This is a genomic window from Bacillus safensis FO-36b, assembly GCF_000691165.1.
GTDB lineage: Bacteria > Bacillota > Bacilli > Bacillales > Bacillaceae > Bacillus > Bacillus safensis.
Genome location: NZ_ASJD01000009.1, coordinates 20,319 through 40,533 on the forward strand (window position 1 = coordinate 20,319; position 20,215 = coordinate 40,533).

Consider the following 20,215-nt stretch of genomic DNA (forward strand, 5'->3'; position numbering starts at 1 on the left):
ACCAAACAAAAAAAGCCTCCACTCCTGTGAAGGCTTCTTTCTATAAAAACGGATTATAAAATCTCGTTCCTCTAACAAATGTAATCACCAGCGACACGATCAGCACCACACCAACAAACAATAACGCCACATAATCTGCTTTCTGAAAGTCTTTCGCTGTAAACCATGTCCGCTTTTTATGCTTTCCAAACCCCCGCAGCTCCATCGCATTGCTGATCGTTTCAATCCTCTCCAAGCTGGAGAAAATCAGCGGCATGACAATCGACAGCGCATTTTTAATCCGTTTTCCCAGCTTTTCATTCTTCGATAAATCAATGCCTCTCGCTTGCTGAGAAATCGCGATAGTGCGAAAATCCCGCTGAATATCAGGAATATAGCGAAGAGCAATCGCTACAGCATACGAAATCCGGTAGCTGACCCCAATTCGGCTGAGGGATGAGGCGAATTCACTTGGATTTGTTGTCACAATAAATAAAAGCGCTGCTGGCATCACGGTCACGTATTTCAGCGTAATGTTTAACTGATAGAAAAGCTGTTCAAGTGTGACATTGTACCAGCCGGCAATATGAAACAGCTCGTGCTTCGCTCCGTAGATGGCGACACCTTGCTGGGGCGCAAAGATGTAAATGGCAATGTTATTGATCACTAGGAAAATCGCCAGGACGATCATCACGAAGGAAATATCACGAAATCGTACGTTCGACATCTGAAAGAACACGATACTGGCGGCTAACATAAAGACTAAAACGCCTGTATCATACGTGAGCATCGCTGCGGATGACCAGAGGATAAAGCAAATGAGTTTGGTTGCACCTGTCAGCCGGTGAATCGGCGACGGGCGATCGATATAGGACAGCATGTCTACAGCCATGTCATTCGTTCCTTTCTGTCAACCTCAATGAAGCGATCTACGAGTTCATTTGGATTCGGCCAATCTGCTTTCAGCGCCAGTTCATACAGCGACGTTTCCTTTAAGCTCGCCTTTTGGACAAGCAGCTGATCTGTCAACACTTTGGCTGGTCTATCATCTGCGATTTTTTCTCCATCTGAAATGACAATGGTTCTTGTTGTGTATTCGAGCATGAGATGCATATCATGGGTGATCATGAAAATCGTGACACCCTGCTGATTTAATTGGTCTAAAAACGTCATCATCTCTGTGTAATGTTTAAAGTCCTGTCCTGCGGTTGGTTCGTCTAGGATGAGGATTTCTGGCTCTAGTACAAGTATAGATGCAATGGTGACGCGTTTTTTCTGTCCAAAGCTGAGGGCTGAGACCGGCCAGTTCCGAAATGGATACAGTCCGCACACTTTCAGGACCCGCTCCACCCGTTCCTTGATCTCTTCTTCTTTTACGCCTCTTAAAACGAGACCAAGTGCGACTTCATCAAAGATCATTTGTTTTGAAATCATTTGATTTGGGTTTTGCATAACGACACCAATTCGTTCAGAGCGCTGTTTGATCGTGTCTCCTGTGATGTCATCGCCATTTAAAAGAATGGACCCTTTCGTTGGCTTTTCAAATGCACAGAGCACCTTGGACAATGTCGTCTTGCCTGCGCCATTGGCTCCAGCGATGCTGATCATTTCTCCTTTTTTGACGGTAAAAGAGATGTTGCTCAGCGTATTTGGTCTTGTTGGATAGTCAAAGCTCAGCTCGCGCACTTCTAGTAAATCCTGTGCTGCAATCTGCTCTACTGACGGCTCAGATGCTTCCATCCATTGCTCGATTTTCTCTTTTGCTTCATCGTCTAAGGTGAGATGCTGTAAATTAGCGATCTGATCTCCTGCTTCAACCGGAATACCTGCATATTTCATCGCTTTCACATATAAAGGCTCACGTAAATACGCCGCTTCTAATACATTTGAGGCGAGCAATTCATCTGGTGTCATATCCGCTGCAATCGTTCCTTCATTGACAACGATGATGCGGTCCACATGACGGAAGAGGACGTCCTCTAATCGGTGCTCAACCATCACAATGGTTTTTTTCGTTTGTTTTTGCAGCCGGTCAATGAGGTCGATGACTTCTTTGCCTGTTGCGGGGTCAAGGCTTGCAAGTGGTTCATCAAACAGCAAAATGTCGACATCATTGACAAGTACACCCGCAATGGCGACACGTTGTTTTTGCCCGCCTGACAACTCATGCACGGACGATGCCAGCTTGCCGTCTACCTCTGTTAATCTAGCTGCTTCCTCGACACGTGTTTTCATTTCTTCGCGTGTGACTTGATCATTTTCAAGCGTGAACGCGATATCCTCTCCAACGGTCAGCCCAATGAATTGTCCATCAGGGTCCTGAAGCACCGTTCCGACAAGCTGGGAGAGGGAGAAAATGTTCTCTTTCTCTGCATTTTTCCCGCCGATGTGAAGACTTCCTTCCATAGAACCTTTATAAGACGCAGGAACTAGCCCATTGATACAATGGGCTAGTGTGCTTTTTCCCGATCCAGACGGGCCTGCGATGAGAACTTTTTCTCCTTCATAGATCGTCAGGTTGATATCCTTTAATGTTGGTTCTGCCTGACTGCGATACTTGAATCCGAAATGTTCGAATTGAATCATCGGTTTCTTCATTTATGTGTTCCACCTTGCTTCATGATGTTTCTTTCGATAGGCTGCCGCTTTTGCTTCTCGTTTTCGCATAAGCTGCAATGATGATGGTCCCTAGGACACCAACTGTGATGATGTTTGAAATCCCTGCCACGATGCCTTGGACAAACACTTTGTTCGCAGGTTCTGCATAGATCACAATGTCGAGTACAGGAGCAATGATAAACCAGCCTAATGCCTGTGCGCCTGCTTGTACGGCGTTAAAGAGCGTGATTTTCTTCCAGCCGAAGTCTCCCTCTTCTACTTTTAAACGGTTAGAAATAAAGCCGATCAATAAACCAACGACACCCGATACAATAATCCAGCTCCACCAAGGGCCAAATGTGGTCGCATCTTTAATGAGATGGCCAATAAAACCAATCAGTGCGCCTGCAACAGGACCAAATAGCACGGCCATTAATGCAAGGAATGCGTATGAGGTTTCAATTTGTGTATTCGGAATTCCAGTTGGAATGGAGACGAAGCGTCCTAAAATCACAAAGACGGCTGCGCCAATTCCAATGGCAACGACAGTTTTCGTTGAAAGTTGTTTTCCTGCCATGATGTATCCTCCTCTTATTCGTATATAATGCGCGGAGCTTTGCGAATCGAAAGGCGCCATCCTGTGCCTGTACCGATGTTATAAGCCTTTGCAAATGACCCTTGATTGATCGCCACGCCTAAATGGTCGAGTGAATTGACATATACGAGTGGTTCGCCTACCTTTAAGTCGGCAAAAGATCGTCCATAGGTCATGATATTTTTATACACATTTTTCGGCCCGTTGGCAATGGTAACTTCTATTGCATCCCCATAATTAATTGAAAGCTGTTCAAATAGCGTGTGATGAATGTTTGTCCATAGGTTTCCGAATCTCACATCTAAAATATCAATCGTCCCTGTGATCACATCTTCTTCCGCATAAGCCTGTACGACTGGAAGATGGATAATATCATCAATATTCGCCTTTGGCCCAACCTCTTCAAAAGAAATCACACCTGATGCAATTCTCGCCCCTGTATAAGCGTAAATGTCTCTCCCATGGAATGTATGTGATTTTCCCGACTTTGGCAGCCGGTTAATGGTTTCATCTAAGTAACGGGCTTCCACAATGCCAATATCCTGCGCGACGTGCGTGAGTGTCCCGTTATCTGGGGTAATGATATAGTGTGAACTTGTCGTTTTGACGACAAGACTTTTTCTCTCGGATCCAACGCCCGGGTCAACGACAGAAACGAATACCGTCTCTTCCGGCCAGTATGTGACGGTTTGAAGCAGGCGATAAGAGGCCTCCCAAATGTCATACTGCGGAATATTGTGTGTTAAATCAAAAATGCGGATGCTGCTGCTGACCGTATTTGCCACTCCGTACATTGCACTGACAGCTCCATCATCAATGCCGAAATCTGATTGTAAAACCAATGCATGTTCACTCATGTCAATCTCCCTTTCATTTGAAAAAATGGATGTGGTGTTTCACGTGGAACATTTGAACAATTGTATGAAAAAAAAGTGGACAATAAAAAATACCCCATCCTTATCTTTGAATCATAAGGACGAGGTATTTGTCTCGTGGTACCACCTTTATTTACTGTTTGCTCGCGCTAAACAGCCTCTACAAGTACAAAGCTCCAATCTGGCTCATATACTGTGGTTTTGATAACGAGTACCAACTCTCGTCGTCACCTACTAATATCATAGATATGTTCAGCACGAGGCTCAGAGACCATTTTTCGAATCATTATTTTTGCTTCTTTTCAGCTGCCGAAGCTCTCTGTGGAAAAATTGATGATTGTACTTTCTCTCGTCATTGCCTGTATAGTTATCTTGAATTAAAGCTATCATACATGATGTTTTTTGATAAATCAAGATATTTTTCTGAACATTTTTAAAAATGAGTCAACTGGTGCTGGAAGAGTCTTCTTTTTATGAAATTTAAACAAATGTTAAAGAGCAAGATATGGTGTCTTTCTTTTCTAGGGGTATAATAAAGGTGAAGGGAGGTACAGCGTGTGTGGACCATCTGTATGAATGAGTTTAAGCAGCTCTTCAAAAGCACAAAATCTATTTTAACAATTGTAATTATTTTCATTTTATCTACTTTTGTTTCAAGTCTTCCGTTTATCGCTGCTCATCAGGAAAAATGGGAACTGGCAAAGGATCCTTATTCTATTGGGAATGAACTGGTGATGTCTTTATTTGGTTTCTTCCTTATTTTTTTGTTGTCTCATGATATTTTAAGCCGCGAAATTCATTTGAAAACCATTCGTTTTCTCGTCAGTAAAACAACCCGTTTGAACATTATCATCGGGAAATATCTAGGACTGATGCTGTTTTGGCTTAGCTGTATTATGACGACATATGTGCTGAATATGGTGATTTCACACCGTTTTCTGTTCTCAGATGCCTTAAAAATCTTAACCTTTATCAGTGTCGGTATCTCATGTGCTTTATTTTTGTCCATGCTCTTTCCAACACCGCAGAAATCAATGTTTGTCGGCATGTTATTTTCCTTTCTTTTCCCAATCGTCAGTTTGATTTCTGTTCTTTCTTCAGAACGAATGATTCATTGGTTCCAATATATGACGCCTTATTATTATGCGCGCTGGAGTGAACCGCTGACCTACGTCCTAATGAACACGGCATTGACCGTTATCTTACTCATTGGAACTGCACTGCTGTTTCAAAGGAGGGATGTGTAGATGCTTCATACAAAGGGGCTCACAAAAAAATACCGTACAAAAGTCGCAATAGATCATATTAATCTTGATGTCAATCAGGGCGATATCTTCGGCCTCATTGGACCAAAGGGATCTGGTAAGACGACGTTTTTCAATATTATTACCGGGATCTCCCGCCCTACCTCTGGTACGTTTACAGTGATGAATATGCCTTCGCTAAAAAAAGTGAGACAGCATATCGGTGTTCTGCCAGAATATACGGATTTATATGAAGGTCTTACGGCTCTTGAGCATATTGCCTATTTATCAAAAGTCACCGGAACACGCCAGAAAACAAGTGATTATGAGGAATTACTCGAATTTGTCGGTTTACATCATGATCATCAGGAGAAGGTCGGTGCCTTCACACCTGGTATGAAGAAACGGCTCGGAATGGCGCAGGCCATCGCCCATCAGCCGGAATTTATTTTACTCGACGAACCTTTTGCCGATATTGATGCAGATTCGATCTTGCACATCCAGCGGGTCATTGAAACATTAAAGGATGAAGGAAAAACCGTCTTTTTAACAGCTGACCGCCCAAGGTTCACCAATAGTATTTGTACCAAAACGGCGTTCATTTCTGAAGGAAAATTAGTGTCCCCACATACTACTCATCCTCAAGAAAAAACCATCACATCCTCAAACATACGTGCAACCTTCAAGCATGCATGGATTGATGATGAGGTGAAACCTGTTCTCACGCAGTACCTGCAAACTGTCGGAACAGATCTTGTGATCAGTGATGACGAGACCTCATTGTTAATTCGTTCAGAAGCTCAAGTTCCAGCGATCATTCGCGCTTTTGTGAAGTGCAAAGTCGATTTATACAGGGTCACGGCTCAGGATGCCATGCTGTCCTCATAAAAAAGTACCGTACGCTTTCTGCACGGTACTTCTTCTTTTTTTATAAAGGTTTACTCATATAGATACCGGTTTCTGCAAATCCCGTTTTCTCGTACAGCGAACGGGCGATTTGATTGTGAGCAAAGACATGGAGCGAGAGCTTTTGCACACCTAATGACTTTGCCTGCTCCTCTAATGCAGCAATGGCCTGCTTTGCAAAGCCTTTTCCTCGATAAGCTTCAAACAAAATAAAGTTATAAATAAACCCTTCGTGCTGCGGGTGATTCGGGTCATAGCAAAGCCAAACCCAGCCAATCGCTTCATCTCCGTTTAAAAAATTCCACAGCTCATGATGCTCCGTCTGAAGTCCTTCTGGAAGCAGTCTGTCAAATTGTTCTTCTGCGTTCGCAAGTGATTCTTCCTTTTCCCATGTCCCTGCGAGTACCTTTTCTTCCGCGTACCGCTGAATGGCTTTCTCCATCAATACATCGTAATCAGTTTGTGACATCCGTTGTAGTGTAACCAATCGTACCGCCCCCTTTCCTTCATCATATGTCAGTCATGCCAAAAAAACCAGTTCCTAGTTGGAACTGGTTAGCCGCCATATCGGTCGGTTTGAGAAAGTTTGATCTCTGCTGATTTTTTCTTTCCGCTTCGATAAAACTGCACCTTTACCTTGTCGCCGACCTTCTTTTGATATAAATACTTACGAAGATCTACGATATTCTGTACACTCTTGCCATCAAAGGAGGTCACGACATCCAGCTCTTTTAATCCCGCTTTTCCTGCGGGAGACAACGGCTCAACACTCATGACAACGACCCCAGATGTAACCTTAGATGGCAGTTTCAACGTTTCCTGCCAGTGATAGCTCGCAATATCCGCTAATGATTTCATGCCGACGCCAAGATACGGACGCTTTACCTCTCCGTAGCGCTCTAAATCCTCTATGACAGGAATGACTAGATTCGCTGGAATGGACAGCCCGATTCCTTCTACCTCTGATTCAGCAATCTTCATTGAGTTGATGCCGATCACCTTTCCGTCCATATTGATCAAGGCACCACCGCTGTTTCCAGGATTGATGGCGGCATCTGTTTGCAGTACCTCTGCATTCCAATCCGTCTGTCCGTCTCCATTTGAGTCAACAGGGATCGCACGCTCTGTGCCTGAAATGACTCCTTGTGTGACAGAGCCTGCGAATTCAAGCCCTAATGGATTTCCAATGGCGATGACTGGCTCACCTGGCTTCACATGATCTGAGTTACCGAAGGCTGCCGTTTTCTTGATTTTATCACTTTTGACAGTGAGAACTGCTAAATCCATGAGCTGATCGCTGCCAACAAGATTGGCACTAATTCTTGTCCCATCATGAAGGCTCACTTCAAGCTGGTTGGCGCCTTTGATGACGTGATGGTTTGTGACAATATAAAACGTGTCACCCTTTTTTTTATAGATCACACCTGACCCGCTGCCTGCTTCTCCGCCTTCCTCCCAAAAGCTCGACTTTTGGATATTAATGACGCCGACCACCGTATCTGACATATTAGACACCACTTTCGTGACTGCATCATTGACGTTTACATTCACAGTTTTTAAAGGGCCCTGAGATGTTTGTCCATCACCGTTCTGCTGCCATCCAAAGGGACTGCCGCTCTGTCCAGATACATAGGGGAAAAAGAATCCCATTAAAAAAGCTCCTACCAATACACCGATCAAACCAGAAAGAAAATATCCTTTTCTGCTTCGTCTCGGCTTCCACTCTACATCGCGATAATCCACTATGTTTCCTTCCTTTCAGTGAATAGATGATGTATATAGTGTTGGTAAGAAGCTCTTATCTTAATCATACGATTGTAAAAATCATACGGCGCAAAGCGGGGTTGCTTTTTTCGGGTCCGTATCAAATAAATCAAAGCCGTCCCCCACAACAAAGCCCTTCATTTCAAGCGTCTGCTGGACCGCCATACGGGCTAAATCCTTCATGTTGTTGTCTTGACTCAAGTGAGCCAAGTAAATGCGTGAGGTGGCATCTCCAATGACATCTGTCATCGCGAGAGCAGCATCTTCATTTGATACATGTCCGACATCACTCAGAATTCTGCGCTTAATGCTCCATGGGTAGCGGCCCATTTGCAGCATCCCGACATCATGATTGCTCTCAAACACAAACGTATTGGCTGACTTAATAATGCCTTTCATGCGGTCACTCACATAGCCTGTATCTGTCATGAGGGCAAGTTTGCGCCCTCCATAATGGAACACGTAAAACATAGGCTCTGCCGCATCGTGTGAGACGCCAAATGACTCGACATCAAGGCCGCCAAAGGATTGAACGGTCTCCATATCAAAATGGAATTTCTGCTCTGTGTCAATCTTTCCGATATGAGACTCCATTGCCTTCCATGTTTTCGCATTTGCATAGACAGGAAGCTTGTACTTTCTTGCCATGACACCAAGCCCTTTAATATGATCGGAGTGCTCATGTGTCACAAAAATGCCGTCCAAGTCCTCAGGCTTGCGGTCGATTTGGCTAAGCAGCTCGACCATCTGTTTGCCGCTTAAACCAGCATCCACCAAAAAGGCATGCTCGTCTGTTTCTAAATAAAAAGCGTTCCCCGTACTTCCGCTCGCTAGTACACTGAACTGCAAGCTCATGTTCTCTCACTCCATTGAAGATTTGTCATCTTTCTCTATATGATCAAGTGTTGAGCCATCAATGGCATTGATCAAATATTCTTCTTCTGTCTTTTTCTTTGAACCTGCTGATACGCCTTCAAGCTCCACCCGCCATACAGGTACCATGACTTGCGTGCTTGCCCCCGGGTATTGCGTATAGTAGCCAAGCTCTACCTTTTTCACGGTCGTGTTTTGGCTCAGCATATTTTGCGTATATAAGTCCTTCACTGTTTCAAGTGCCGGGACAAGGGTTTCTTTTCTCACTTCATTAATCGATGTCACCATTGATTGCTGATATGAGACGATTTCGTTTTGATCGTTGAGATTTAAGGTGATTTGCCCGATGGTTTCGGTGTCATCAAGGCCTTCTTGGAAGATGTATTTCCCTTTATACGTTTGGAAAAAGACGATTTTCCCTGTCTCTTCATCTATACTCCACAGCTTATAATTCTTCCCATCCAGCAAACGCTGGTTCACAAGGTTCGTCGCCGCTGTTTTGATATCCTTTTTCGGCAAGGCAACTGGCTTGTTGAAGGTCATTTCAAGCAGCGTGACAGGATCATCTTTGTCTGTTTTCGGGAATGTGCTTTTCGCCTTTTGATCAGCTAATCCGTCGACATCCTTTTTCGTATATTGCTTCTTTTCAGCTGTAATGCGGTATCCAATCTTCGCTTCATCTGATAGATTGCCATATTTGATCCCGTCTGCCTTCATTTCTTCCAGCGTATCCGTTTTTTCGATAATCGCAAAATGATCGGTTGACCGTTTTTCAAAGTATTGAAAACCTAGAAAGATATCGAGAATGAGAAAGGCTAGGATAAAGATCGTTTTGGTCTTATTCCACTCCATGATTCTCGCTCCCCTCTGTCAAAAGATCATTCGATAGAATCACGGTTTTGCCGTTATATTTCATGCACCATACAGGCTCCAGCCAGACAAACATTGCTTGATCTTGATCTGAAGCAGTTGAAGCAGCTTGATATGCAGGGAAAATCTGTTCAATTTTCTCCAGATCATCATATTTCGTCTGCTTGATGATCAAGTCCTTCAGCTCTGTCCCGTTCATCAGCTTGACCTGTTCACTTTGACTCGCTTTATTGCCAAGAATATAGTTTGGGCGCTTGTAATTCAAAATGTCATCATTCGCCCATTGTACTTCAAGAGAGGTCATCCCAAATGGATGCTTTGTACTGTTCACGATCGGCAGACCGTCCATAAACATATTAAAGGACAGCTGCTGGTTGCTGTTGATGCCAAAATATTGATAGTCATCAGTAAAGCTTCCCGTATCATTGAAATATTTCACGCTTCGCTTAATCAAATCCCCCGTTTGGAAAACAGTGCTGGAATTGATATTGCGATGCTGATATTGAATGCGGTGGTCTTTTTGATTGGCTTCAAGGCGGCTTGTGCCATCTGTGTACACCGTCCGGTTTAAATTAGATTCCTCACCGACAAGGCTCGGGTCCGTAAACAAAGCATCTTTGAACTTGTTTGTCTTAATCGTTTCGATAAAGAACATCTTCGCTTCAAGCTGCTTTTGCTTTCTCGGAAGAAGGAAATCTCGTTTAGAATTCGTTGAGAATGTATAAAGATCATAGCGCGGCATCTCGTTTTGAGCGGCTGCGATACTGTTCATTAGATTACGGTAGTTGGCGGACTCAATTGTCAGCTCAAGCACCGTCTCCTTGCTGTATGAGACCAAATACACTTTCTTATTGGCCTTATCCTGCTGGGCGAACGGCACGATCATCCGATCAAACGAGTTGTATTCAATGGACTTGTTCGGCCATTTAAAGAGCGCTTGGAAAATATCAATCGGAATCGGATCATTGAAGACAAGATCCAAAGTCTTCCCTTGTCCTTCGCGTCCATAGAAGAAATTCTTAAATTTCTGCTCGGAATATTGATCTGACACATCGTTAATCTCTTTGACATCCCAAAGGCTCACATCATTCCAAAAGTTTTGAAAGAGTTCCTTTTGATCCACTTTAAAATGCTCCCCATTTGAATGGATGAACATCTCGCGCGGCTTCACGACATCAATGAGACTTCTAGGCTCGTCGCTTGAAATCTTCTTCGTTTCCACGACCTGTGTGCCGGTATCTGCCTGATCCTGCATGACGGGCTGGAACATCCAGATATTCCACGTAAATACAAGACTGATCGCAATTAGGATTGTCAATATTATGGTTTTAAAGGTCTCACGCTTCATCCCAATCATCCTCTTGTTCTTCATTGTACGGAAGGGTAAAGGTCACCGTTGTCCCTTTTCCTTCAATGCTGTCAGCCCAAATATCTCCGCCATGAGCCTGAACCATTTCTTTTGCAATCGCAAGACCGAGGCCGGTTCCGCCAAGCTTTCTTGTTCTTGCTTTATCCACCCGATAAAAACGTTCAAAGATTTTATCCATATCCTTCTTCGGAATACCGATTCCTTCATCTTTCACGCTGAATAACACAAGGCCTTTCTCCTCATCCAAATCGACGGTAAACGTGATGTGTCCACCCTCTGGTGAGTATTTCATGGCATTGGAAATGATATTATCGAGCACCTGAGTAATTTTATCTTGGTCGATTTCCACATATACTTCACGCTGCGGCAGGTTGCGGATAAAATCGACATGCTGCTCCTTCGTCATTTCAAAACGATCAATGACGAGCGAGATAAACCTGATAAAGTTCGTCCACTCACGGTTGAATTGATAATCCTTGCTGTCGAACTTAGACAGCTGCAGCAGGTCATTGACAAGCCGGATCATCCGCTCAGTTTCATTTTGCGTGACACTGAGGAATCTTGGTGCAAGCTCTTTATCACCAATCGCACCTTCAGCCAGCGCCTCAAGGTAGCTTCGCATCGTCGTCAGCGGTGTGCGCAGCTCATGCGATACGTTCGCGACGAATTCACGGCGTTCAGCATCAATTTTCTCCTGCTCTGTGACGTCATAAATGACCGCAATTAAGCCATCAATTTTCCCATGCTCTTTCTGAATGACGGAGAAATTCACACGCAATACAGACAGCTGGTCTTCGCGTTCAATTTCTATCAGCATAGAATCTTGATTTTCGACTAAATCTTCAAATGTATGAGTTTCCTCTAAGCCAAGCAAAGACGTGATCGGCATCTCTAGTGCTGTTTCACGTGAAACATTTAACAGCTCTAATGCAGGGCTGTTTAATAGAATAATTGCACCGTTTTGATTCGTTGCGATGACACCGTCCGTCATATAGGCAATAACAGAAGAAAGCTTTTTCCGCTCCCCCTCCGTCATCAGCTGAGCTTCCTCCAGCTCTCTCGTCAGATGGTTAAAGGTTGTCGCAAGCTGGCCAATCTCGTCATGTCCATACTTCCGGACCTTTCTGGAGAAGTTCCCTTTGGCAAGCTCAATCGCCTGCTTTCTCATATCTGAAATAGGATGAGTGATCGTTCTAAAGATGAAGATACCCAGTAGAGCAGTCGTCCCAAGTGCAATCAGTGTCCCAGTTGCTAAAATGGTGTTAATGGTTCGCATTTGGTTAAACACACTTTCCATTGAAGACACAACATAAATCACACCAACGGTCTCTTGGTTCTCATTTTTTACGGCTGTCGCAGAAATACGCACCCTTTTATTTGACTCAGGGTCATAGAATTTTTTCTCATAGTCTTTGCCGACCGCAAAAATACGGCTAATGATTTGATCAGTGATTTTCTTGCCAGCAATCTCTTGGCTGCCGTTATTTACAGAAGCAATGACCTCTCTGCTTTCGTCAATATAGCTGACTTCAGAGATTTCATTAGACTCATCTTTGTTGTTAAAATCGTTTAATATCTTTTGAGCATCCTCTTTTAATTCTGCTTTGCTTTTCGATGAATCTTGTTCTAGGTAATACGATAACGAGTAGATTCGCTGATTCAAGGAATTATCATATGAATTAATTAAGGACTGCTCTAGCTGCTTCACAAAGTACACGCCAATGATCTGCATGGCGACGATGATCAGCAGCACGTAAATCAAGGTCAATTTGAAGTGAATCGAGCGAAAAAAACCTACTTTACTCATAAGAATCTTAGTCCTGCTCTGGGTTTCTTAAATAGTAGCCTACGCCTCGTCTTGTCACGATCCAGCTCGGGTGGCTAGGATTGTCTTCAATCTTTTCACGAAGACGGCGGACTGTGACGTCTACTGTACGGACATCTCCGAAGTAATCATAGCCCCATACGGTTTGCAGCAAGTGCTCACGTGTCATGACTTGTCCGATATGTTTCGCTAAATAATGAAGCAGTTCGAACTCACGGTGCGTCAATTCAATCGTTTCCTCGCGCTTAGACACCACATACGCATCTGGATAAATAACAAGTGATCCAACCTCAATATCATTTGATTCAGATTCTTCCTCCGTCTGCGGAGCAGCGGTTTGTCTTCTCAAATTCGCTTTCACGCGGGCAAGCAGCTCACGTGTGCTGAAAGGCTTTGTCACATAATCATCTGCGCCAAGCTCAAGGCCGATGACTTTATCAATTTCAGAGTCTTTTGCTGTCAGCATGATAATCGGCATATCATATTTCTTTCTCACTTCACGGCATACTTCAACACCATCTTTATTCGGCAGCATAATGTCGAGCAGAATAATGTCCGGCTTGATTTCTTCTACCATTTCAAGGGCTTCGTTTCCATCATATGCACAATGAACCTCATAGCCCTCTTTCCTTAAATTAAATTCCAATATATCAGCAATCGGTTTTTCATCATCTACGACAAGAATCTTTTTTTCCATTGTGATTTCCTCCTGCATTTTTAGCATCTATGTCATTCCATTTTGCATGTATCATTACACCTTTTCCATTTATGAAAAAAAGGCTCACTGTCTATTATAACGTTTTACGAGGCAAAGATAAAAATAATAACGGCTTTCTTTTCTAGTAAACGTTGGATAGGAAGGCGCCGCTCGAAAAAATTGATGACTTTTTCCTTTTTTATTGAAACTTTTCCAATCACCAGCCGTCTATATAGATGTAACGTCTTCTTCTTATGGAGCCGGGCCCTACCTAGGTCCGGCTTCTCCCTTTTTATGCCTTCTTTTCATAATAAAAACGCACCTGCGATTGCAGATGCGTTTGGAAGTGGCTCGGGACGGAATCGAACCGCCGACACACGGATTTTCAGTCCGTTGCTCTACCAACTGAGCTACCGAGCCATCATCAAAAAGATGAATATGTATAAATGGCGGTCCGGACGGGACTCGAACCCGCGACCTCCTGCGTGACAGGCAGGCATTCTAACCAACTGAACTACCGGACCTCAGTAACTTGCCCGAAAAAGCAATCGTGGTGCTCCTTCAAGCAAGTGAGGAAAAAATTAGCTTAACGCTAAAGTAAATCAATGACCCGTACGGGATTCGAACCCGTGTTACCGCCGTGAAAGGGCGGTGTCTTAACCGCTTGACCAACGGGCCAATACATGGTGAGCCATGAAGGACTCGAACCTTCGACCCTCTGATTAAAAGTCAGATGCTCTACCAACTGAGCTAATGGCTCTCGGCTTGTGAAAAGTGAATCTGAAGAAGCTGTATTGCGCCAAACCAATCGCTTTAAAAAAGCTGGAACATCGCATCCTAACAAGTTTCAGAGACCTTTGCAACAACGAGATTTATAATATCATAGAGTAAATACATATGGCAATACGTTTTTCGACATTTTTTAAAAAAAGTGTCGGATTTAAATATCTTCTATCAAAGCTCCCACTTCTGCAACCGCCTTCATTAGATAGGCCTTTTCGGATGTCTTCTGCCTACTCAAACACATAGACACGTTTCAGGCCGCTCAAAAATGGCTATACATGAAACAAGTGACATTGTCATTGAAAAAGGAGGAAGCAGTATGAGTTCATTCAAATTAGGAGATAAAATGCCCAACTTTTCACTTCCAACAATACAGGGCGAACACATTGATTTCGACAAACATTTAGAGGAGCATCAAAGCTGGCACCTGATCGTTTTCTTTAGAGGATCTTGGTGCCCGGTATGTGTAGAAGAATTAAAAGAGCTCGAACAGCAGCAGTCATACTTTCAGGACAAGGATATTCACTTGATGGCGATTTCAACGGATAACCCTGATGACTTGAAGGCATTTGCGGATAAAGAGGGACTGTCCTTTCCGATCATGTATGACCATGATCTCACGTCATTAAAAGCATATGAAGTCCACTATCACGGGGAAGATGCCCCATATGAAGATCACGGGGTGCACGGTGAACCCGCCTACTTCTTATTAAATGAAAAAGGTCAAGTGCTCTATCAGCAAAGACAAACAAGTCCGTTTGGCAGACCGCATGCCAACGAACTACGTAAAATCATTCAGTACATCCGTAAAAATTTAAAAGGCCAATATAAAAGCCTGAAGTAAGGAAAAAGCCCTCGTGATGAGGGCTTTTTTATGAACGTTTTTTGTTAAATAGCCAGTCAGCGGAGAAAAAGACAAGGAGTCCCGCCATTAAAATGACAAAAGTAACCGGTGGTCTGTCACCTTGGAAAAACGCGTACAGCGCATGTCCTCCTAATGCCAGAAGATAAAAGACAAATGCCGGCACAGCTGCTTTATGTGTATTCGCTTGTTCTCTTTTCGTCATTTTTTTAAAAAACATTGTGCTCTCCCCTTTATGATGCTTGTTTCATCGTCACCCTGCGAAGTGCCCGTGAACGGATATATTCCATTGGTCCAATTCTCCAAACCTTTAGGCAAACTGCTGAAATCGCGATTTGCAGAAGTGAAATCAACAGCCATGCCAATACAATCAGGGGCGCATTGATTTGACCGCCAAGACCCAATCCCCAGCTATAAAAAAGAATGGAGCAGATGACATTTTGCAGGATGTAGCAGCTAAGCGCCATTTTCCCTACATATTCAAACCAAGTCCATATGAACCATGGCTCCTTACGTGCGAGGAGCTTCGCAATGACAGCTATATAGAAAATAGAGAGGAATGGTGAAAAGACGTAGCGCACCACAAATTCCACTAGATCGTTCGGAACGAAGACTAGTGCATTCAGCGGCAGACCAACCCACAGTCCGATTCGGAACAATATTTGCCGGAGAGATTGTCCGCGTTCATTTGCATAAAATACACCAGCTCTCATCATTCGCACACCTAATAAAAACAGAAATGTGTTCATTGGAAGGATAAAGATCGCTTCTTCTCGGTACATGAAAAAGTATTGTAATCGTTCTTGAACCTGCGAGATCCATGTCTCTGGCAGCTGCTCTTCCAGCTCCGGTTCACCGCTTTGATCATCGGACGCTGACTCCATTTCAGAGAGGGAGTACAGCATCAGACATGACATGACAAGCAGATGAATCACACCTGAAAAAATCATGCCCTTTTTGATGCGCCTGCTTCCTCCACGAACGATATAAGCCACAAGTAAACCCGTGACAGCGTAACTCATGAGCACATCATATTCCATCACTAGAGCATAATGGACAAAGCCTTCAATAAATAAGAATAAAAGAATCCACAAATATGTACCCGGCCAAGGCGTATTTTTTCTTTTCGCCTGCTGGTATTTCAGCTCTAGCCCTACACCAAACATGATTGTGAGCAGTGATAACATTTTGCCATAAACGAACATAGAGACAAGACTTTCAAGAAAACTGCCATTTTCATATTCATCCGCAATCTGGTCTGTCGCAAAGGTATCCCCTGTATACGCAAAAAACCAGACGTTCGTTCCCAACGTGCCTAGTATGGCAAAACCTCGTAAAATATCTAATAATCGTATTCTTTCTTTCACTAGAACGCTCCTTCCCTCCTATACAGTTATCATATTTTGGTAATGACCGGAAGTCCGTTCTAGTGAAATTAAGGAATATTTAAACAAAAAAACACCAGCAAAATGCGAGATTTTACTGGCGCTTCATCAATCTATTCTTATGGACGGTACACGCTGCGGACAACGTTCGTTTGTGAACGATCTGGTCCGACTGAGAAAATGGAAAGTGGAATACCTGTTAATTGTGAAATGCGCTCTAAATAATGGCGGGCATTTGCAGGCAGCTCACTTAAGTTCTTCACGCCTGTAATATCCTCTGTCCATCCTGGCATTTCTTCGTAGACAGGCTCACATTTCGCTAATTCATTTAGGCTTGCTGGGAATTCCTCTGTGATTTCTCCATTCAATTTATAAGCGACACAGATTTTCAATTTCTCAATCCCTGTCAGTACGTCGATGGAGTTAAGAGATAAATCTGTAATTCCGCTCACACGGCGCGCATGACGGACAACAACACTGTCAAACCAGCCAACACGGCGCGGGCGTCCAGTTGTCGTACCGTATTCACGGCCAACCTCACGAATTTGATCGCCAATTTCATCATGAAGTTCTGTCGGGAATGGGCCATCTCCAACACGTGTAGTGTACGCTTTTGACACGCCAACCACATGTTGAATTTTCGTTGGTCCTACGCCAGAACCAATCGTTACGCCTCCAGCTACTGGGTTAGATGACGTCACAAATGGGTATGTCCCTTGATCGATATCAAGCATGACCCCTTGTGCGCCTTCAAATAACACGCGGCGGCCTTCATCTAGTGCATCATTCAAAACAACAGATGTGTCTACGACATATTTTTTCACTTGCTGGCCATATTCATAATACTCATCTAAAATATCTTCAATCTTGAAGCCTTCTGTGTCATACATTTTCTCTAAAAGACGATTTTTCTCTTCTAGATTACGTGCAAGCTTCTCTTCAAATACTTCACGATCTAATAGATCTGCGACGCGGATACCGATGCGGGCTGCTTTGTCCATATAAGCTGGCCCGATTCCTTTTTTCGTCGTGCCGATCTTGTTAGCCCCTTTCCGCTCCTCTTCTACCTCGTCCAATTTTAAATGGTAAGGCAGAATAACATGGGCTCTATTGCTGATTCTGAGGTTATCTGTACTCACATTCCGTTCGTGAAGATACGCAAGCTCAGTGACCAACGCTTTAGGATCAACCACCATTCCATTACCGATGACACAAGTTTTCTCTTTATAAAAAATACCGGATGGAATGAGGTGTAGCTTATAAGTCACTCCATCAAATTTGATCGTGTGACCTGCATTGTTTCCCCCTTGATAACGGGCAATCACCTCTGCATTTTCTGAAAGGAAATCGGTAATTTTCCCTTTCCCTTCGTCACCCCACTGCGTACCTACTACGACTACTGAAGACATATCGTGCACCTCCGTTAACCTTTCAAAACGTTATCTCTTTCAAACACATTTATTTTATCAATGCACAACGAAAAAGTCAACGCGAAATCCGAACATTAATATCTCGAAATCAAATTTTGTTCGTTTTAAATATAAGGAAAAGCGCTTTAATCACTTTTCCAGTGCTTAAAAATGGAGATTTTGAGCAAAAACAACTTTTTATCGTTTCCATCTGTTCATCAACATAAAAAAGACCCCCAACAATGGACGTCTTTTTTTAAACAGGTGTAATACCATCTGTGTTCATCAGCACAACTCGATACCCATCTGGGTCTTCAATGGTTGCTCCTCCCCGGTCCCAGTATGGATTCGTTGAGGTGACATGCCGTCCGCCAAATGAGAGCAATCTCTCTTTCATTTGCTGAAATTCTTCTGCATCTGGAAATATAGAAAACAAGCAGCTGTTCTGGATGCGGGACGGGCAGGCTTTCTTCTTCTTCATGTTTGGTGATTTCTAAATGAACATGCTGGTGAGGCAGCCCGAGCATCACACCATCGTACCCTTCATGCTGATCAAATGAGCCTATTCGTTTGAGCCCTAAGCCTTCTTCATAAAAGGAAACAACCTCTTTCATGTTGACGGTTGGGCGTGCGATACGTAATTGAGCGGCTTCAAACTGTTGAAATTTCATCAGTCTTCACTCCTTTTCTCCTTTTAGTATACGCTCTCTCTTTTTCTCTCTCCTCCTCATTTTGATTGTTTTTTCAATCATTCTTTCGATGTAGATCAATCAAAAAAGCCCAGCTTCTTGAGCTGGGCTTTAAGCACCGGGCGGAACACCCGCATCATCAAATCTTCTTTCCAGATTGACGAATTTGTTATATTCTTTGACGAACGCCAGAGATACTGTACCAACTGGACCGTTACGCTGTTTGGCAATAATGATTTCGATAATGTTCTTATTCTCTGATTCTTTGTCATAGTAATCATCACGATAAAGGAATGCCACGATATCGGCATCCTGCTCGATACTTCCTGATTCACGAATATCAGACATCATCGGACGTTTGTCCTGACGCTGCTCTACCCCACGGGAAAGCTGAGACAAGGCAATAACCGGAACTTCAAGCTCCCTTGCCAGCGATTTTAAAGCCCTAGAGATTTCAGAAACCTCCTGCTGACGGTTATCGCTTGATCGCCCGCTCCCTTGAATGAGCTGCAAGTAGTCAATCAGGATCATGCCAAGACCATTTTCTTGCTTCAATCGGCGGCATTTCGAGCGAATTTCACTTACTCTGATTCCAGGTGTATCGTCAATGAAAATTCCGCTGTTTGACAGCGAGCCCATCGCCATTGTCAGCTTGCCCCAGTCCTCTTCTGTCAGATTACCGGTTCTTAGGTTTTGTGCATTGATATTCCCCTCTGCACAAAGCATACGCATAACGAGCTGCTCAGCACCCATCTCTAAACTAAAGATAGCAACACTTTCGTCCGTTTTGGTCGCGACATTTTGGGCAATGTTCAATGCGAAGGCGGTTTTCCCTACTGATGGACGAGCCGCTACAATGATTAAATCATTTCGTTGGAATCCAGCTGTCATCCGGTCAAGCTCAGAGAAACCTGTTGGAATCCCTGTGATATCGCCTTTACGGTTATGAAGCTGTTCAATATTATCGTATGTTTGAACAAGAACGTCCTTAATGTTTTGAAAGGCTCCTGAGTTTTTACGCTGCGCCACTTCCATAATGGTCTTTTCCGCATCGCTCAGCAGGTCCTCTACTTCATCCTCACGCGTGTATCCATCTTGTGCAATGGTTGTCGCCGTACGGATCAGACGTCTTAAAATGGATTTTTCTTCTACAATTTTTGCATAGTATTCAATGTTTGCGGCAGTTGGGACAGAGTTCGCAATATCGGTTAAATACGAAATCCCGCCTACCTCTTCTAGTAAATCTGTATTGGCAAGCTCAGATGTCACCGTGACAAGATCGACCGGTTCTCCTCTATCGCCAAGTACAAGCATCGCATTGTAAATCTTTTGATGCGACATTCTATAGAAATCCTCTGGAATTAATACCTCAGAAGCGAGCGTTAGCGCAGATGGTTCTAAAAAAACAGCACCTAATACGGCCTGCTCGGCTTCTATATTTTGCGGCGGCAGCCGGTCATCGAGAAGTTCCGTCATGCCAAGCACCGTCCTT

The 20,215-nt window shown here is 43.7% G+C and carries 18 protein-coding genes, 4 tRNA genes, 1 pseudogene and 1 other annotated feature; of the genes and pseudogenes, 3 read left to right on the forward strand and 20 right to left on the reverse strand.

The window, feature by feature from the left end:
* Positions 1–40: 40 nt before the first annotated feature.
* The 4 genes from BA81_RS15635 to BA81_RS15650 are packed head-to-tail and all read right to left on the reverse strand — an operon-like array spanning position 41 to position 4,029.
* The gene (locus BA81_RS15635; protein WP_034283577.1) at positions 41–871 is read right to left on the reverse strand and encodes an energy-coupling factor transporter transmembrane component T family protein; all 831 of its coding nucleotides are present in this window, start codon (positions 869–871) and stop codon (positions 41–43) included.
* Complete coding sequence (locus tag BA81_RS15640; protein ID WP_034283578.1) at positions 862–2,577, reverse strand: ABC transporter ATP-binding protein; 1,716 nt, start codon at positions 2,575–2,577, stop codon at positions 862–864. Before BA81_RS15640 ends, BA81_RS15635 begins: the two co-directional genes overlap by 10 nt.
* 19 nt (positions 2,578–2,596) lie before the next feature.
* Positions 2,597–3,154, reverse strand: a complete 558-nt coding sequence (locus BA81_RS15645) for an ECF-type riboflavin transporter substrate-binding protein (protein ID WP_024424020.1) — start codon at positions 3,152–3,154, stop codon at positions 2,597–2,599.
* 14 nt (positions 3,155–3,168) lie between these two features.
* Complete coding sequence (locus BA81_RS15650) at positions 3,169–4,029, reverse strand: SAM hydrolase/SAM-dependent halogenase family protein (protein ID WP_024427616.1); 861 nt, start codon at positions 4,027–4,029, stop codon at positions 3,169–3,171.
* 112 nt (positions 4,030–4,141) lie between these two features.
* Positions 4,142–4,412: a binding site (T-box leader), on the reverse strand.
* A 192-nt stretch (positions 4,413–4,604) separates the two neighbouring features.
* Here BA81_RS15650 and BA81_RS15655 point away from each other — a divergent pair.
* Positions 4,605–5,294 carry an ABC transporter permease gene (locus BA81_RS15655; protein ID WP_034283580.1) on the forward strand — a complete coding sequence of 230 codons (690 nt, stop codon included), beginning with the start codon at positions 4,605–4,607 and terminating at the stop codon, positions 5,292–5,294.
* Positions 5,295–6,179: an ABC transporter ATP-binding protein gene (locus BA81_RS15660; protein WP_034283582.1), complete on the forward strand. Its 885-nt coding sequence runs from the start codon at positions 5,295–5,297 to the stop codon at positions 6,177–6,179.
* Positions 6,180–6,219: 40 nt separating this feature from the next.
* Here the strand turns inward: BA81_RS15660 and BA81_RS15665 are convergent, their stop codons facing one another.
* From BA81_RS15665 to BA81_RS15715, 11 genes are all read right to left on the reverse strand, one after another.
* Positions 6,220–6,684, reverse strand: a complete 465-nt coding sequence (locus BA81_RS15665; protein WP_034283585.1) for a GNAT family N-acetyltransferase — start codon at positions 6,682–6,684, stop codon at positions 6,220–6,222.
* A 68-nt stretch (positions 6,685–6,752) separates the two neighbouring features.
* Positions 6,753–7,943 carry a S1C family serine protease gene (locus tag BA81_RS15670; RefSeq protein ID WP_377969777.1) on the reverse strand — a complete coding sequence of 397 codons (1,191 nt, stop codon included), beginning with the start codon at positions 7,941–7,943 and terminating at the stop codon, positions 6,753–6,755.
* A 78-nt stretch (positions 7,944–8,021) separates the two neighbouring features.
* Positions 8,022–8,816, reverse strand: a complete 795-nt coding sequence (locus BA81_RS15675) for an MBL fold metallo-hydrolase (protein WP_034283589.1) — start codon at positions 8,814–8,816, stop codon at positions 8,022–8,024.
* A 6-nt stretch (positions 8,817–8,822) separates the two neighbouring features.
* Positions 8,823–9,686 carry a two-component system regulatory protein YycI gene (locus BA81_RS15680; RefSeq protein WP_034283591.1) on the reverse strand — a complete coding sequence of 288 codons (864 nt, stop codon included), beginning with the start codon at positions 9,684–9,686 and terminating at the stop codon, positions 8,823–8,825.
* Positions 9,673–11,052 (reverse strand): two-component system activity regulator YycH, encoded by a 1,380-nt coding sequence (gene yycH / locus BA81_RS15685; protein WP_034283594.1) that lies wholly within the window; start codon positions 11,050–11,052, stop codon positions 9,673–9,675. Before yycH ends, BA81_RS15680 begins: the two co-directional genes overlap by 14 nt.
* Complete coding sequence (gene walK, locus BA81_RS15690) at positions 11,042–12,880, reverse strand: cell wall metabolism sensor histidine kinase WalK (protein ID WP_024424029.1); 1,839 nt, start codon at positions 12,878–12,880, stop codon at positions 11,042–11,044. Before walK ends, yycH begins: the two co-directional genes overlap by 11 nt.
* 7 nt (positions 12,881–12,887) lie before the next feature.
* Positions 12,888–13,595: a response regulator YycF gene (gene yycF / locus BA81_RS15695; RefSeq protein ID WP_024424030.1), complete on the reverse strand. Its 708-nt coding sequence runs from the start codon at positions 13,593–13,595 to the stop codon at positions 12,888–12,890.
* A 347-nt stretch (positions 13,596–13,942) separates the two neighbouring features.
* Positions 13,943–14,015: transfer RNA gene (locus tag BA81_RS15700), tRNA-Phe, on the reverse strand.
* A gap of 27 nt (positions 14,016–14,042) precedes the next feature.
* Positions 14,043–14,119: transfer RNA gene (locus tag BA81_RS15705), tRNA-Asp, on the reverse strand.
* 82 nt (positions 14,120–14,201) lie between these two features.
* Positions 14,202–14,273: transfer RNA gene (locus BA81_RS15710), tRNA-Glu, on the reverse strand.
* A 6-nt stretch (positions 14,274–14,279) separates the two neighbouring features.
* A tRNA-Lys gene (locus BA81_RS15715) sits at positions 14,280–14,355 on the reverse strand.
* A gap of 342 nt (positions 14,356–14,697) precedes the next feature.
* On the opposite strand from BA81_RS15715, the gene BA81_RS15720 reads away from it, so the two are divergent.
* Complete coding sequence (locus BA81_RS15720; RefSeq protein ID WP_034283595.1) at positions 14,698–15,222, forward strand: peroxiredoxin family protein; 525 nt, start codon at positions 14,698–14,700, stop codon at positions 15,220–15,222.
* A gap of 28 nt (positions 15,223–15,250) precedes the next feature.
* On the opposite strand, the gene BA81_RS15725 is transcribed toward BA81_RS15720, so the two are convergent.
* The 5 genes and pseudogenes from BA81_RS15725 to dnaB form a co-directional block, all read right to left on the reverse strand.
* Entirely contained in the window at positions 15,251–15,460 is a 210-nt protein-coding gene (locus BA81_RS15725) for a hypothetical protein (protein ID WP_034283597.1), read from the reverse strand.
* Between the two features lie 13 nt (positions 15,461–15,473).
* Positions 15,474–16,607 (reverse strand): DUF418 domain-containing protein, encoded by a 1,134-nt coding sequence (locus tag BA81_RS15730; protein ID WP_034283599.1) that lies wholly within the window; start codon positions 16,605–16,607, stop codon positions 15,474–15,476.
* A 137-nt stretch (positions 16,608–16,744) separates the two neighbouring features.
* Positions 16,745–18,034, reverse strand: coding sequence for an adenylosuccinate synthase (locus tag BA81_RS15735; protein WP_034283601.1), 1,290 nt, complete (start codon positions 18,032–18,034; stop codon positions 16,745–16,747).
* Between the two features lie 256 nt (positions 18,035–18,290).
* Positions 18,291–18,705: pseudogene (locus BA81_RS15740) on the reverse strand (VOC family protein).
* A gap of 129 nt (positions 18,706–18,834) precedes the next feature.
* Positions 18,835–20,199 (reverse strand): replicative DNA helicase, encoded by a 1,365-nt coding sequence (gene dnaB, locus BA81_RS15745; protein WP_003214779.1) that lies wholly within the window; start codon positions 20,197–20,199, stop codon positions 18,835–18,837.
* Between the last annotated feature and the right edge of the window lie 16 nt (positions 20,200–20,215).